This is a genomic window from Pseudomonas sp. NBRC 111143 (assembly GCF_001320965.1).
In the GTDB taxonomy this organism is placed as follows: domain Bacteria; phylum Pseudomonadota; class Gammaproteobacteria; order Pseudomonadales; family Pseudomonadaceae; genus Aquipseudomonas; species Aquipseudomonas machongensis.
This window is the reverse complement of record NZ_BCBT01000030.1, coordinates 1-14093: the sequence shown is the minus strand read 5'-3', so window position 1 is coordinate 14093 and position 14093 is coordinate 1. Positions and strand designations below refer to the sequence as shown.

17 protein-coding genes are annotated in these 14093 nt (G+C 58.6%); 9 read left to right on the top strand and 8 right to left on the bottom strand.

Features of this window, described 5'->3' with window-relative positions:
* Positions 1 to 249: 249 nt before the first annotated feature.
* Complete coding sequence (locus APH44_RS17020) at positions 250 to 1578, top strand: SDR family oxidoreductase (RefSeq protein WP_054893732.1); 1329 nt, start codon at positions 250 to 252, stop codon at positions 1576 to 1578.
* A 98-nt stretch (positions 1579 to 1676) separates the two neighbouring features.
* Here the strand turns inward: APH44_RS17020 and APH44_RS17015 are convergent, their stop codons facing one another.
* Positions 1677 to 2201, bottom strand: a complete 525-nt coding sequence (locus APH44_RS17015; protein WP_054893731.1) for a cupin domain-containing protein — start codon at positions 2199 to 2201, stop codon at positions 1677 to 1679.
* A gap of 144 nt (positions 2202 to 2345) precedes the next feature.
* Between APH44_RS17015 and APH44_RS17010 the strand changes: the two genes are divergently transcribed.
* On the top strand, positions 2346 to 4133 hold the full coding sequence (locus APH44_RS17010) for a thiamine pyrophosphate-requiring protein (RefSeq protein ID WP_054893730.1): 1788 nt from the start codon (positions 2346 to 2348) through the stop codon (positions 4131 to 4133).
* 58 nt (positions 4134 to 4191) lie between these two features.
* Here APH44_RS17010 and APH44_RS17005 read toward each other — a convergent pair whose 3' ends face one another.
* Positions 4192 to 5274 (bottom strand): M28 family peptidase, encoded by a 1083-nt coding sequence (locus tag APH44_RS17005; protein ID WP_054893729.1) that lies wholly within the window; start codon positions 5272 to 5274, stop codon positions 4192 to 4194.
* Between the two features lie 301 nt (positions 5275 to 5575).
* On the opposite strand from APH44_RS17005, the gene APH44_RS17000 reads away from it, so the two are divergent.
* A complete protein-coding gene (locus APH44_RS17000) occupies positions 5576 to 5785 on the top strand; it encodes a general stress protein (protein WP_051096970.1) in 210 nt (69 codons plus the stop codon).
* Positions 5786 to 5837: 52 nt separating this feature from the next.
* On the opposite strand, the gene APH44_RS30090 is transcribed toward APH44_RS17000, so the two are convergent.
* Together APH44_RS30090 and APH44_RS29790 are read right to left on the bottom strand one after the other, a co-directional pair.
* Entirely contained in the window at positions 5838 to 5996 is a 159-nt protein-coding gene (locus tag APH44_RS30090; RefSeq protein ID WP_177339376.1) for a hypothetical protein, read from the bottom strand.
* Positions 5997 to 6055: 59 nt separating this feature from the next.
* Entirely contained in the window at positions 6056 to 6208 is a 153-nt protein-coding gene (locus tag APH44_RS29790; protein WP_156343768.1) for a hypothetical protein, read from the bottom strand.
* Positions 6209 to 6227: 19 nt separating this feature from the next.
* Here APH44_RS29790 and APH44_RS16995 point away from each other — a divergent pair, with 19 nt between their 5' ends.
* The 6 genes from APH44_RS16995 (at position 6228) to APH44_RS16970 (ending at position 10334) form a co-directional block, all read left to right on the top strand.
* Positions 6228 to 6767 (top strand): type 1 glutamine amidotransferase domain-containing protein, encoded by a 540-nt coding sequence (locus tag APH44_RS16995; RefSeq protein ID WP_054893728.1) that lies wholly within the window; start codon positions 6228 to 6230, stop codon positions 6765 to 6767.
* A gap of 87 nt (positions 6768 to 6854) precedes the next feature.
* The gene (locus APH44_RS16990) at positions 6855 to 7712 is read left to right on the top strand and encodes an SDR family oxidoreductase (RefSeq protein ID WP_054893727.1); all 858 of its coding nucleotides are present in this window, start codon (positions 6855 to 6857) and stop codon (positions 7710 to 7712) included.
* Between the two features lie 168 nt (positions 7713 to 7880).
* Positions 7881 to 8384 (top strand): CinA family protein, encoded by a 504-nt coding sequence (locus APH44_RS16985; RefSeq protein ID WP_054893726.1) that lies wholly within the window; start codon positions 7881 to 7883, stop codon positions 8382 to 8384.
* A gap of 12 nt (positions 8385 to 8396) precedes the next feature.
* Complete coding sequence (locus tag APH44_RS16980) at positions 8397 to 8903, top strand: hypothetical protein (protein ID WP_054893725.1); 507 nt, start codon at positions 8397 to 8399, stop codon at positions 8901 to 8903.
* A gap of 9 nt (positions 8904 to 8912) precedes the next feature.
* Positions 8913 to 9356: a DUF421 domain-containing protein gene (locus APH44_RS16975; RefSeq protein WP_054893724.1), complete on the top strand. Its 444-nt coding sequence runs from the start codon at positions 8913 to 8915 to the stop codon at positions 9354 to 9356.
* A 513-nt stretch (positions 9357 to 9869) separates the two neighbouring features.
* Positions 9870 to 10334, top strand: a complete 465-nt coding sequence (locus APH44_RS16970; protein ID WP_054893723.1) for a hemerythrin domain-containing protein — start codon at positions 9870 to 9872, stop codon at positions 10332 to 10334.
* A 115-nt stretch (positions 10335 to 10449) separates the two neighbouring features.
* On the opposite strand, the gene APH44_RS16965 is transcribed toward APH44_RS16970, so the two are convergent.
* From APH44_RS16965 to APH44_RS16950, 4 genes are all read right to left on the bottom strand, one after another.
* Positions 10450 to 10845 carry a hypothetical protein gene (locus tag APH44_RS16965; RefSeq protein WP_054893722.1) on the bottom strand — a complete coding sequence of 132 codons (396 nt, stop codon included), beginning with the start codon at positions 10843 to 10845 and terminating at the stop codon, positions 10450 to 10452.
* Positions 10842 to 11432, bottom strand: a complete 591-nt coding sequence (locus APH44_RS16960; protein WP_054893721.1) for a hypothetical protein — start codon at positions 11430 to 11432, stop codon at positions 10842 to 10844. The genes APH44_RS16965 and APH44_RS16960 overlap by 4 nt, the downstream gene beginning before the upstream one ends.
* A 338-nt stretch (positions 11433 to 11770) precedes the next feature.
* On the bottom strand, positions 11771 to 12994 hold the full coding sequence (locus tag APH44_RS16955; RefSeq protein ID WP_054893720.1) for an MFS transporter: 1224 nt from the start codon (positions 12992 to 12994) through the stop codon (positions 11771 to 11773).
* Between the two features lie 95 nt (positions 12995 to 13089).
* A complete protein-coding gene (locus tag APH44_RS16950; protein WP_054893719.1) occupies positions 13090 to 13947 on the bottom strand; it encodes a LysR family transcriptional regulator in 858 nt (285 codons plus the stop codon).
* Between the last annotated feature and the right edge of the window lie 146 nt (positions 13948 to 14093).

Sequence of the window (14093 nt, the reverse complement as noted above, 5' to 3'; positions counted from 1 at the left end):
ACTCCGTTGCCTCCGTTCACCCCAATTGACGACTGGCGTTGCCATAACGGCTTAATGCGCCATACCGCAGGGGTCCAAGTGCTGCGCCTGTCCCTTCACCATGCTCTCAGGTTGTCGAGGGAACCAGCTTCGAAGTGCTTGTCACGTCATCCATGCCTGCATCACACCACCACTGAACCAGTTGCTCTGAACTTTGCCCGCCTAACAGCCTTCCCCTGAATACCCCCCACGTTTTAGGGAGCTTGCACCATGATTGATCAAGCGACAGGCATGAAGCCAGGTGAACGGTACAGCGTTGAAAACCTTGAACGCGCCCATCAGTTCCCAGGCTTTTTCCAAGACGGCAAGTATTACCTCAGCCCAGAGCTTTTGACGGCTATCGGATGGCTGGAAGGCGACCGATTCATCTACGACAGTCTCGATGCTGAAGGCGAGCCCATTTTCCCTGGGCGGGTGGCCGGCACCATCAGCGACTTGACCTTGAATCTTGTGGACGGTACCTCCCTCCAGCTCTCGCGCATCGAAGCCAGTGAGACCTTCACGGCGCCGATAAGCGAGCCCATTTCACCCGCCGATGAGCCGCCCCCGTTGACTCGCTCGCCGATCAGAGGCCCGCTGCGCGGCAAGGTGGTGGTGATCACCGGAGCGTCCAGTGGCATAGGCCGCGCCGCAGCCCATGCCTTTGCCTGCAAAGGCGCGCGCCTGGTTCTGGCCGCACGAGATGAGCAGGCGTTGTTCGAAACGCTGGACGAATGCACCGATTGCGGCACCGATGCTGTCGCCGTAACGACCGACATGACCCAGAGCGATCAGGTACTCGCCTTGGCGGAACGTGCTGCCGAGTTTGGTCATGGCCGAATAGACATCTGGATAAACAACGCGGGCGTGGGTGCGGTGGGCAGTTTCGAGGAGACACCGCTCGAAGCCCATGAGCAGGTCATCCAGACCGACTTGGTGGGCTACCTTCGAGGGGCCTATGTGGCGCTCCCCTACTTCAAGAAACAGGGCAGCGGTACGCTGATAAACACCTTGTCGCTAGGGAGCTGGGTTGCACAACCCTATGCCGCAGCCTACTCAGCCAGCAAATTCGGCTTGCGCGGGCTCACTCAGGCACTCAGGGGCGAGCTCACTGAATTCCCCGACATCCACGTCTGTGACATCTACCCAGCCGTAATGGATACCCCTGGCTTCCGCGATGGCGGCAACTACACAGGCCATGCGCTCAAACCGCCAGGGCCCATCTACGATCCAGAGCTGGTGGCAAAGGCGATGGTAGCCTGCGCTATTTCACCTCACGCCAACACCACTGTCGGTGCAAGCGCCCGCCTCGCGCATTTGGCCAGCTATCTGATGCCTGGGTTACCGGCGCTATCGGGATGGCTCACGCGCTGGGGATTGAACCGTAGCCCTGGCGCAGCGAAGTCTTCAGGCAACCTCTTTGAACCGCCGATTGGTCGGCGAAGTATCGAAGGCGGATGGAGAACCCCGAAGGCCAAAACCCCTTTGTTGCTGAGTGCCGCAGTGATCGGGTTCCTCGCCGGGTTCGTCATTACCCATGCCCAACGCCGGCGCCGGTGAACGATCTCGATGAGGCATAGGTTCGGTTGGCGAGCTGATCTCGCCTGGGTTTCTCTCAAGCGGAAATCCAGGCGTTCTTTTGACGCGTTTGCTGCTGATCACTGCCAGAGCCTCATCAGCGCACCATGTGCGCCAGTCACCGGGTCTTGCTCAGGGTGCGGCACTCGGGCAATACGCGCCAGCGCCTGCTGGTGAGCGCCGGTTTCGGGTCGCTGGGTATCATAATCTTCCTGCCCTTGGGGATAGGCGCCCACGACCAGGAATTCGTCGCTGGACGAGATGCAACGATGGCCTGTCCCTGCCGGCAAAACCAGAACATCACCCGCCTTGACCGTCAGCGCCTGACCCGCTGCGCCGCCCAGCATGAGCCGAGCATGGCCGCAGGCAACGCCGAGCACCTCGTGTGCATTGGGGTGGAAATGGTGGTAGTCGAAAATCCGGGCCCGCCACAGCGGGGTCCACTGATGAGCGGCGAACAAGGACTCGAACGCGCTGGCGTTGTCATGCGCAGGCGCAAGTTGCAGCCGGTAGAGCAACACGGGGAAACGGCTATTGGGTGTCGCGCCGTCGTCCTCGAATCGCAAGGCCTGGATGGGCTGGGCGCTACTGTCGATGGCAATCATGAAGGCATCCTGATCAGGCTGGTAATGTCCTTGAGAAGCCATACCCGTGCCGAGGTTCCTATGGGCTGACCACCTACAACCTGTTGAAACTTTACCCTCCGCGGCCCAGTCCAGACCCTATCGATCACAGATAGGGAGAAGACGATGACAACGACGGTAGGCGACTTCCTGGTCGAGCGCTTGTACCAGTGGGGCGTTCGACGCATCTTCGGCTACCCGGGGGACGGCATCAATGGCGTATTTGGTGCATTGAGCCGAGCCAACGGGAAGATTGAATTCATCCAGGCTCGCCATGAAGAGATGGCCGCATTCATGGCCAGCGCTCACGCCAAGTTCACCGGCGAGCTCGGTGTGTGCATCGCCACCTCCGGACCCGGCGCCTCGCACCTGCTGACCGGCCTCTACGATGCACGAATGGATCACCAACCGGTACTGGCCATCGTTGGCCAGCAAGCGCGTGCGGCGCTAGGCGGGCATTACCAGCAAGAGCTCGACCTGTTGTCGATGTTCAAGGATGTGGCCGGAGCCTTCGTACAGCAGGCCTCGACCCCGGAGCAAGTGCGGCACCTGCTCGATCGTGCAGTGCGTACCGCCGTCGGCGAACGTCGGGTCACCGCCATCATCCTGCCCAATGACTTACAGGACCTGCCCTATCAGGAGCCGGCGAGGGCACACGGCACGGTGCATTCGGGCATCGGCTACAGCAAGCCCAAGGTCGTGCCGTTCGACGCTGACCTGCAGCTGGCGGCCGAGGTGCTCAATGCCGGGAAAAAGGTGGCGATCCTGGTCGGTGCCGGCGCCTTGCAGGCCACCGAGCAGGTCATCGCCGTCGCCGAAAAGCTCGGCGCCGGCGTGGCCAAGGCACTGCTGGGCAAGGCCGTGCTGCCTGACGATCTGCCCTGGGTCACCGGTGCCATCGGCCTGCTCGGTACGGAACCGAGCTACCAGTTGATGAACGAGTGCGACACCTTGCTGATGATCGGCTCAGGCTTTCCATATGCCGAGTTCCTGCCCAAGGAAGGTCAGGCCCGTGGCGTGCAGATCGACCTGCAACCGGACATGCTCAGCCTGCGCTATCCAATGGAAGTCAACCTGGTCGGCGATGCCAGCGAAACCCTGCAAGCGTTGCTGCCCTTGCTGCAGCACAAAAGCGAGCGGCGCTGGCGCGGCAAGGTCGAACGCTGGCGCACACAGTGGGACAAGACCCTGGAAAAGCGCGCGCAGGCCAAGGCCGACCCGATCAACCCGCAACGCGTGGTGTGCGAACTCTCCCCGCGCCTTCCGGACCACGCCATCGTCACCAGCGACTCTGGGTCGTGCGCCAACTGGTTCGCCCGCGACCTGAAGATCCGCCAAGGGATGCAATGCTCATTATCCGGCGGCCTTGCCAGCATGGGCGCGGCGGTACCTTACGCCATCGCGGCGAAGTTCGCCCACCCTCAGCGCGCGGTGGTGGCGTTGGTGGGTGACGGTGCGATGCAGATGAACAACCTGGCCGAGCTCATCACCGTGGCCAAGTACTGGCGCCAGTGGGACAACCCGCAGTGGATCTGCGCGGTGTTCAACAACGAAGACCTCAACCAGGTGACCTGGGAACAACGGGTCATGGAAGGTGACCCCAAATTCGAGGCCTCGCAATCGATCCCGGACGTGCCCTATCACCTGTTCGCCATTTCCATTGGCCTGCAAGGCATCTATGTGGAGCGTGAAGAAGACATTGCCAGCGCCTGGGAGCGCGCCCTGGCAGCCGACCGACCGGTGTTGATCGAGTTCAAGACCGACCCGGACGTCCCGCCGTTGCCACCCCACATCAAGCTTGAGCAAGCGAAGAAGTTCGCCAGTGCGTTGCTTCATGGCGATCCGAATCAGGGTGGTGTCATCGTCCAGACTGCCAAGCAAGTGTTCAGCTCAGTACTGCCGAGTAAAAAATAGACCCTGCCCGAGACCCGCGCTCATGCGCGGGTTGCGGTTCAGCTATCCGGGGCGGCGCTCATCTTGTGGATGAGGCGTCGGATCGCTTGTCAGGATGCGGATCTATCAGATATTCGACGAGCGTGACGGCACAGGCCGAGATTCCTTCCAGCAGGGCCATCTCGAAACCATGGGTATTTTCGGTCGGTATCGCGATGCAGCCAGCCCTGGCATCAATACCTGTACTCAACACCGCGCTGGCATCGGATGCAAAATCTACCAGCAATGCGGTTTGGGGAATGTACCCTGCCCGCCGAGCAGCGGTCATCAGCGCCTGCACCACGGTGCGGCTGTAGTATCCCTTCTGATCGCCGGTATTGATGATCGGGTTGGCCGTCAGCTCCGTTCCATATTCTTCAAGCACCGGCCCGACCTCGACTGCAATGGTGGTCTCTCCCGGTAACCTGGCTGCCGCGTAGAGCGCACCAGCATTGGATTCCTCTTCCAGCGTGGTCAAGACGAACCACACATCCTGGTGCAACTCCTCACGCCTTGCTCGCAGCAAACGGGCGCACTCGATCACCGCAGTGAGCGGTGCACGGTCATCAAGAAAATGGGCAGCCACACAGTCATGGACAGTGAACGGTTTGCGCCAGTGCTGACTGAGCACCACGCGGGTGCCGGGGCGCACGCCGGCGCCTTGCAGCTCGCGCTTCGACATGCGCGTGACCACGTACACATCCTTCCACTGAACATTGCCTGCGAGCACATCTCGCCCATTGGAAGTCCGACCGCTGTTGTGCATCGAGCCATAGGACAGAACACCGGGCAGGTTTTGTTCATCGCCAAGGATATCGACTGGGCAGACAGCGAAGCTGATCGGCTGAGCACCACCCAGGGCCAAAACTTCCAGCGTTCCATTCTCGCGGACGTTCTTGACGATCATTGCGATCTCATCAAGGTGTGCCATGACCCTGATGGCGTCTTCTGGATTACAGGAATGCCCCGCTCGAACCACGCCCACGACATTGCCAGCCCCGTCAATATGCGCATCGTCGCAGAAAGAAGCCAATTCGCGCTGACAGATGGCCCTTACCTCATCTTCCTGGCCGCCAGGGCCGCGAGCATTCAGCAGCTCGGTCAATAATGCATTGATTTCCACCGCTCACCCTCCTCACTCCATCGCAAGGTGTTGACCCCGTCCCAGCAGCCCGCGTTCAGCCGATTGGCTGGTATTGCAGGCATTTCTTTGAGCAACCACCTTTGGTGGAAACAATGCCAGAGGGCTGATAAGTGGCGATTCAGGCTACTTGCGGCGCAGGCTCTAGGACACATGAAATAAAGCGCCTAATACTTCACGCGTTTCGTCCGGTGAATGCGAATTTGTGGGAGTGATTGCCTCCAGGCTAGCGGTCGAAGTTGAACACAGACTTTCCTGTGTGACTGACATGAGGTGAAAGATCATGGCTAACAACCAAACCAATCGCGGGCATCAAGGCGGCACTGCACAGAACAACCCTGGCAATTTTGCCAACGACCGAGAGAAAGCGTCCGAGGCGGGGCGCAAGGGTGGCCAATCCTCGGGCGGCAACTTTGCCAACGACCGTGAACGCGCCTCGGAGGCTGGCCGCAAGGGCGGACAAAACAGCCACGGTGGCGGTCGCAACAGCTAAGGCCGCTGGCCAATGTTGAAGGTGCCAGGGCGAGAACTCGCCCTGGCGCTCTTCAGAGAGATTGGCCATCGTCGTCGAGGTCTTCCTCAGCCTCTGCAGCACCAGTGGCGTCAGCGTCATTCAAAGGCGGTGAAGTCGGTTTTTCTGGATCGTTGATGAACGGCACACCACTTGGGCCGTGCTCTTCAAGACCTTCGGTTTTTGGTTGCATAGCAAAGCCTCCCGGCAATATTACTCATGTGCCTGTGAGGGACGAAGGACGAGAAAAATTCAAAGGAAACGCCAGGCGGCAAAATACAACGCCACGCCAGCAATCACGCCTGCAATTTTTTTCAATTGCTGCCCATTGGTCAGCTTGACGCGATTCGAAGCATCGTCTTTGAACTTCGCGGGTGATGGAATGGCCTTCCCTTTCAGGTCCATCGTAAACGGAGAATTCACAATGAATGCGCAACTGAGCGGCAAACGCGTGGCTTTCCTGGTCACTGACGGGTTTGAACAGATAGAGCTCACCGGCCCGCGTGACGCCCTGGAAAAAACTGGCGCCGTGGTCGACATCCTGAGTGACAAGGAGGGAACTGTACGCGGCTGGAACCATGACAAGCCGGCAGACGAGTTTGCCGTGGATGCAACGTTCGACAGTGCCCACCTGGATCTCTATGACGCCATCGTGCTGCCGGGCGGCGTGCAGAATTCCGACACCATCCGACTGATACCCGGCGCCCAGAAGCTGGTGAAAAGCCACGACTCTGCAAACAAGCCATTGGCGGTCATCTGTCATGGCGCCTGGCTGCTGGTGTCGACCGGCCTGGTCCAAGGCAAGCGGATGACCAGCTACAAGACGCTGCAGGATGATATTCGCAATGCGGGCGGTGACTGGGTTGATGAAAAAGTAGTGGTGGATGGCAACCTGATCACCAGCCGCCAGCCGGACGATATCCCGGCATTCAATGAGCAGCTGATCAAGATGCTGGTCGGTTGAGCCTTTTCTCAGCACACCCAACAAGGCAAGGAGCGCTGACACGATCAGCCTTAAAAAATCCGTGGCACAACCGCAGGAGCTTTTACCATGCGAGACTTCCCTACTCCGCCCTTTCCTTCGCAACCGCAAAGCGTCCCCGGCTCACAACGCAAGATGGAGCCCTATCCAGATTGTGGTGAGCAGTCTTATATCGGCCACAACCGCCTGGAAGGCAAGATTGCGCTCATCACCGGTGCTGACAGTGGCATCGGGCGGGCAGTCGCCATCGCCTATGCACGCGAGGGTGCGGACGTCGCCATCGCTTACCTCAACGAACATGAAGATGCGCAGGACACTGCGCGCTGGGTCGAAGCAGCAGGTCGAAAATGTCTTCTGCTCCCTGGAGACTTGGCGCAGAAACAGCACTGCCATGACATCGTCGAGAAGACCGTCAAACAGTTCGGGCGTATCGACATCCTGGTCAACAACGCCGCCTTCCAGATGGCCCATGAAACCCTGGAGGAGATCAGCGATGAGGAATGGGTGAAAACCTTCGATACCAACATCACTGCTATCTTCAGGATCTGCAAAGCAGCATTACCCTCCATGCCCAAGGGCAGCTCGATCATCAACACGAGCTCGGTCAACTCCGACGACCCATCCCCCAGTTTGCTGGCCTACGCCACGACCAAGGGCGCCATTGCCAACTTCACGGCTGGGTTGGCTCAGCTACTAGGGAAGAAAGGGATTCGAGTCAACAGCGTTGCGCCCGGCCCCATCTGGACGCCTTTGATCCCGGCTACCATGCCCGACGAGGCCGTAAGAAACTTCGGCTCCAGCTACCCCATGGGGCGGCCAGGACAGCCGGTGGAGGTCGCTCCAATCTACGTGCTGCTCGGCTCCGACGAGGCGAGCTACATCAGTGGTTCACGGTACGCCGTTACCGGCGGGAAACCGATCCTCTGACGAAAAAGAGGCTCGCCGAAGGCGAGCCTACTTCCTGATTTTCGGGATGGAATCAGCGTTGTGCTACCCCTCCTCACGTGCTGGTTTTTGCGCCGTGGACACCGATTGCGCTGAACCAATCACCGCTTGATTGCGTCCACCGCACAACAACAAGCGAGTCGATGTCTTATGGCAAGCGAACCCGTATTGACTGCCCTCAGCTATCTCAAAGACAACAAGTTGATCCTGACGACCGCAGAGTCGTGCACGGCAGGCTGCATGGTCGCGCTTCTGGCGGCGGTGCCAGGCACCGGGGAGGTGCTGGAAAGTGGCTATGTGGTCTACTCCCCCAGCGCCAAGAAACGCTTGCTTGGCGTCAGCGCCGAAACCATCGAACGCTACGGCCTGACCAGCGAACCAGTAGCCTGGGAAATGGCGCTGGGGGCGTTGAGAGACAGCGACGCCAATGTTGCGATCGCAACCACCGGCGTCGCGGGGCCCGCGCCTGAGTCTGGTGTGCCACCGGGCACCCTGTGCTTTGCCTGGGCTTTTGCCGGGGAGCCCACAGCCGTATTTACCCGTACCCAACGTTTCTTCGGTGAGCGGTCTGAGGTCATGCGCCAGGGAGCGTTGTTCGGGCTGACGCGGCTTGCTCACTATCACCAACGCTGGCTTCGCGGCGAGCGCGCCTGAGGGCAAGGGATCATGCCGGAAGACGAATGGGCGTCCAGACGCAATCCTGTTCAAGAAGACATGTCGATGCAGCAACGCGTCTGGCGCTTCGAGCGCGTTGGCTGGTATGTACTCGTCATCATCGTCCTGCTGGCCTTGGCAGGGCTGTTCGGCAACGGCCCGCTCAGCGATGCTGAGGTGGTCAGCCCGGATGGTCGTGTCAAAGTCGAGTATCAGCGCCTCAGTCGCAGTGGTACGACCGACAACCTCTACATCACTGTTCGAGGCGAGCCTGGGCAGCCGGTGGAGATAGAGCTCGAGGGCTCTTTACTTCGCGCAGCCAGTATCGAGACGATGCAGCCGGAACCGCAACGTTCGATGTCGCACGGCCCTGCCCTGTTACTGCAACTGGGTACCCGCAAAGACGGCGTGGCCACCTTGTACCTGACGCTTCGAAATGATCACGTGGGTACCCTTGAGGGCGTCGTCAGGGCAGGCCCCCGAAGCGCTGTCCACTTCTCCACATTCCTCTACCCATAGGAGTGCGTCATGGATTCGATCCTCCGCGCAGCTGGGATGTACCTGGCCCTTATGCTGGTATTCCGCGTAGCCGGACGACGCTCTCTGGCCGACCTGACCACCTTCGACTTCGTCTTGCTGCTGATTATTGGGGAGGCGACTCAACAGGCGCTGCTGGGTGAGGATTTTTCGTTCACCAACGCCATGCTGGTGATTGCTACGCTGATCGTCCTCGACGTAGGGCTGTCGTTGGCGAAGCTCAACTCCAAGCCCTTGGCGCGGCTTCTGGATGGGCACGCTACCCTGGTCGTCGAAAACGGGCGCTTTCTGCATCACCGAATGCGCCGCGCGCGCCTCACGGAAGACGACATTCTTGAGTCGGCGCGGGATAGCCAGGGTATCGAAAACATCGAGCAGGTGAAATTTGCCATCGTGGAGCGAAACGGCAAGATCTCGATCATTCCAACCGATTAAAGCACCCATATCGCCTGGGCATGATCGATGCTGGGAACGGGCATCCTGTCGCGATGGGACATCAACCACTCGCGCATACGTTCGGCATCGAAAATCTGCCCCTCTTCCATCATTATCAGAATGAGTGAATGGGACATCCGATAACAACCACATCGGGAGCATCGCCGCTCTTCCCAGCCGCTGATGCATTCGACGGACTCAGCCTGACCCGCGCAGATTAGACAACTCATGTAAGCCCCCTTTTGTTCTTGTTCAGTTGAGGGTGGGTGAAAGGATCTGGCGCATTCAATGTCTCTCGCATGACATATGATTTCCACGCCACGCCTAAATTCCTTCTACTTGGCAACCCATCACAAGACCTTATCCATCTGGCTGTTAATCGGGGAGCGCTGGTCATCGCTGATCTGTGCCCGGATCGATGATGCCACCCATCGTGAACGTTGAACCCCGCCGCTTCGCCGTGACTCAACCCCAGGCAAGTTTTGTATTCTCAACCCGTGATGAGGTAACGCCATGAACGCTATCGATTTGCTGATTCAGGATCACAAGCTGGTGAAGAAGCTTCTTGAAGAACTGTCCGCCACCACAGAGCGAGCCGTGAAAAAACGTGCCGAGCTACTGCAGAGAATCGAGCAGGAATTGCAGATTCACACGGCGCTCGAGGAGGAAATCCTCTACCCGGCCATCAAGGAAGCCGGGGGCAAGGAAGAAGCGAAGATGTACTACGAGGCCAAGGAGGAGCACCGCACTGTCGACTCCCTCGTCATCCCTGACCTTCTCGGCACTGACACCGGCACCGTTGAGTTTGCCGGTCGGGTCAAGGTCATGAAAGAGCTGCTGGAGCATCACATCGAGGAAGAAGAAGGCGAGCTCTTCCCGACCGCCAAAAAACTCCTTGGCAAAGATATGCTGGAACAGCTCGGGCAAACCATGGAAACCCAGAAAAAGTTGCTCAAGGGCGAGCAGCGGGCCGCCTGATGGGGCCATTCCCTGCCAGCCTGATGAAGCTGGCAGGGAATTTCTCATCGAGCTTGTTCCAGGAAGCAGTTGAAACGGCTCAGGCAGCAGGTCTGAGCGCCCCGAGCCAGCTTGCTCAGGCGCTGGGGGTGAGCTTGATGCCACCACAGCGACCCCGAGTCAGCAGGTAATCCACCTGCCTGGCCCGATTGACCGCCACGCGGATTTCACAGCTGGCCGAGTTGACCACATCGCCCCAATACTCGGTATGCACCAGTTGGCCGTTCTGCGGACCGGTGTAGGTACCCAGCGCTTCACGCGACACATAAGAGGTGTCGCGGCGATAGATCAGCACCACCCAGTCCTTCTCCGGTGCCAGCGCGATCTCGCTGGGTGTACCGAAGTGATCGACTGCCTGGGCCACCGGGCGGTTCTTCCAGTAACTGCGGGCCTGGGCTTCGGGCAGGGTCGGAATGGCAGAGCAGCCGACGAGCAGCAGTGCGGCGATCGTCAGCGAGAGCAGTGTTTTCATCGCACCACCTCCTTGGCAGGTGCATTCCGGGCGGGCATCTGGTCGAAGGCCTGATCGACCATCTTCAGGATGAGGTCCCTGCCATGCTCTCGGTTACGCAACTGGAACAGGCCTGGAGCGGTCGCCACCATCTGGGTGGGCAGCATCTTGCCCATCGGAATCATGAACTTGGCCTGGCGCTGGCTTGGCTGGCAAAGAAAGTCACGGCTCTGCGCCAACCACGTCTCGGGCTTCTTCTGCCACTGAGTGGAGACCTTCACCGGCCGGATATCGTTGTAGAACTTGTCGACGTTCTGCGCACCCTTGAGGCGCACACGATTCTTGGCGCAATCGACCTCGACGTCATAGGCGGTCATGGTCGGCTTGGCGCCCTCTTCGTAAAGCCTGAATACCCCAAGCGAACGGATACCGCCCGGGCGCTGGAAGATATTGGCAGGCTCGCCATCGACGACGAAGGCTTCGTTCTTGTACATGCCGCCTTGCTGGTGGATGAGCCAGTAGTCGCCGACCGAGGAAGGTTCGGCTTGTGCAGTAACTGCACCGCAGCAGAGCAATGCCGCAAGCCCGTGCTTGAGGGAAATGGTCATGACGCAACAGTCCTTGTCAGTGTTATCGCCCAGACGCAGCGCATCGGAGGAAGTAGGCATGGAAAGCTAGTTGCCTGACAGGGTTACGTCAAATCAAGTGTCGACGACTGTGAGCGGAAGCACACATGGTTGCGGCGTCAGCATGCCGCTAGCATCACCTCAAGAAGCCACGCAACCAAAGGCACAGATTCCCCCACGCCCGGCTCAGCCATCCGCCCTCGGGTACGGCATGCTGCCCGTAAGTACTGCAAGCGTGACCGGGGTCTGCAACTCAATTTCCACGCGACTGGTCATATCCTTCCAGACCTTGATGGAATCCAAATATCTCGACGCTTGCTCTACTTGCCACGACATTTATTAGGCTCTATCTCAAGCTGCCCGGTGCTAGTGTGGCTTCGCCAGTGGACATGGATAAGGGCCAAGCATCCCAAGGATCCGATGATGGCTACCAATGTCGTGATACCCGTGGACAATCCGAAGAAGTCGATCAAGTAGCCGGTGACCACTGGAATTGTTCCAGCTGGAATGTACCCACCCATATTGAAAATCGCATTGGCTTCAGCCCTCCGCTCGCTGCGGACATTGTCTGCGATAAGTGTGAGGCCACCCAATTGGCCTAGCCCTTGTCCTGCTCCGGCGAAGAGGGCTGAAGCAATCAGCCAGGACACAGAGTTCATTTCCATGGCGATCCAGACGCTACTCATCGACGCAATCGTGGCCGCCCCGCTAAAGGTGAAGATCGTGCGATGGCCAAATCGTTTGGCTGCGAACTGGACACCTACCGCGACAATGAACATGAAGAATGCCATGCAGCCGGTAATCAACGGACTGCTCATTCCCATGAACGTGGCGATCAGCTTCGGGCCCAAGGAAAGGATGAACGAAGTAGATGTGAGGCCGGGCCCAAAGAAAGCGATGCCCAGCAGCACGATACCTACGCTCTCTTTCGGAACGGTTGGTAAGCGCAGCTTGAACGAACCAACCCCCAGCTTGCGGTTTTTTTGGCCTAAAAGAGCAAAAAACGCCAGGCAAAGAAGAGCGATCTCAATCTCAAAGACCGTGTGAATGGGAGTGGCGAAATACTGCGCGACGATGCCAGCCAGTAACGGCCCTGCACCTGCACCGGTAACCATCGCCACAGACGCCATCAACGAAGCAAAGTGCTTTCGGTGCGGTTGAGCGTGCTCAACGACATTGGCCATACCTCCGGATACCACCAATCCAACAGATATACCGGTGAGGAAGCGAGCCGCCATGAGGGCACCAATGCTTTCGGCCTGGTGGAACAGGATAGCGCCGATGATTGCCAAGCCGATGCAGGGCAGCAGCAGAGCTTTGCGTCCGTAGTGGTCGGATAGCTGTCCTGCCACCGTCAGAGTGAACAGCAGTCCGATGATGTAGCAAGCGAAAATCACGGCCAGGGTTCCAGACGTAAAGCCTAAGGCCTGCTGCCAGATGCTGTAGAGCGGAGTAGCGGCGTTGGAGAGGATAAAAATCGCGGTGACGATCCATGCTGTTCGATACACAGCGAGTGTCCCCTGTTGGGGTGTCGTGCTGTTCATGAGCGAGGTCTCTCTGGTAACTGGTTGCGGGCCAGATTAATCAGAGGACTGATGGACGCCCATTCGCAGGAGGCGCAAACGGGGTGTGAAAAAATTCACATTGATGTGGTTTTTCCCAAGCCTTCAATGAGGAAGTCGAGTACCACTCTGATCTTCACTGAGTTTCGCAAGTCCTCGTGGAATGCGAGCCAAATTGGAAGCTCAAGGGCAGGGATATCCTTGTCAGCTCTCACAAGCCCATACTCGGCAACCAAGAAGTCCGGCAGGTAAACCACTCCCGCTCCCCCAACTGCTGCGAGTGCCTGGATCCGCAAGTCGTTGCTGGTCACCGAAAGCTCCCGGCCATCGAGATGATCCATAAGCCATCTCTGCTGTGCTGACGCCACCATGCTTCGATCATAGCCAATGAACTCGAAGTATTCAGGAGATCGCTTCGCCAAGTAGGCCTCGCTCGCACAAGCGTAAAAGCACAATGTTCCCAAGTTTTTGGCAACAACACTCCGCTCTTCCGGTCGAGTGAAGGTGATCGCGATATCCGTTTCTTTTCTCGCCAAGGACGCGGTCGATTTTGCGCCCACCAACCTGATCTGAAGTCGAGGATGACGCTCACGTAGCTCCCCCAATCTGCGAGCGACCAGAGTGCCTAGGTAGGCAGGAGGCGCTGATAAAACGACCTCACCTTCCACTCGACACTCCTCGCCATCGACAAAGCGTTCCAGCGCGAACGATGCCGACTCCATCAGCGCTGCATACTCGCCCACTCGGAGGCCGTCCTCGGTGAGTGCGTACATGCGCGCTCTCCGGTCGACAAGCTTCATGTTCAATGCGGTTTCGAGGGCAGAGATCCTTCTTGCAACCGTGGCATGCTCGACACCTAAAGACCGAGCTGCTGCTGCCAATGATCCTTCTCGAACGAAAGCGATAAAATATCGGAGGCTTTCCCAATCAAACATAGCGACTCAATAGATGGTTGATCAACAGTCATGAATGTATCAGCACCCACTCAACTAGGGCACTGTCAAGGCTAGCAAAGCACAGGGTAGGCAATTTTCTAGGAAAACTCCGAACACGTTGCCCATCAGCCGGAAATGGATGGCTA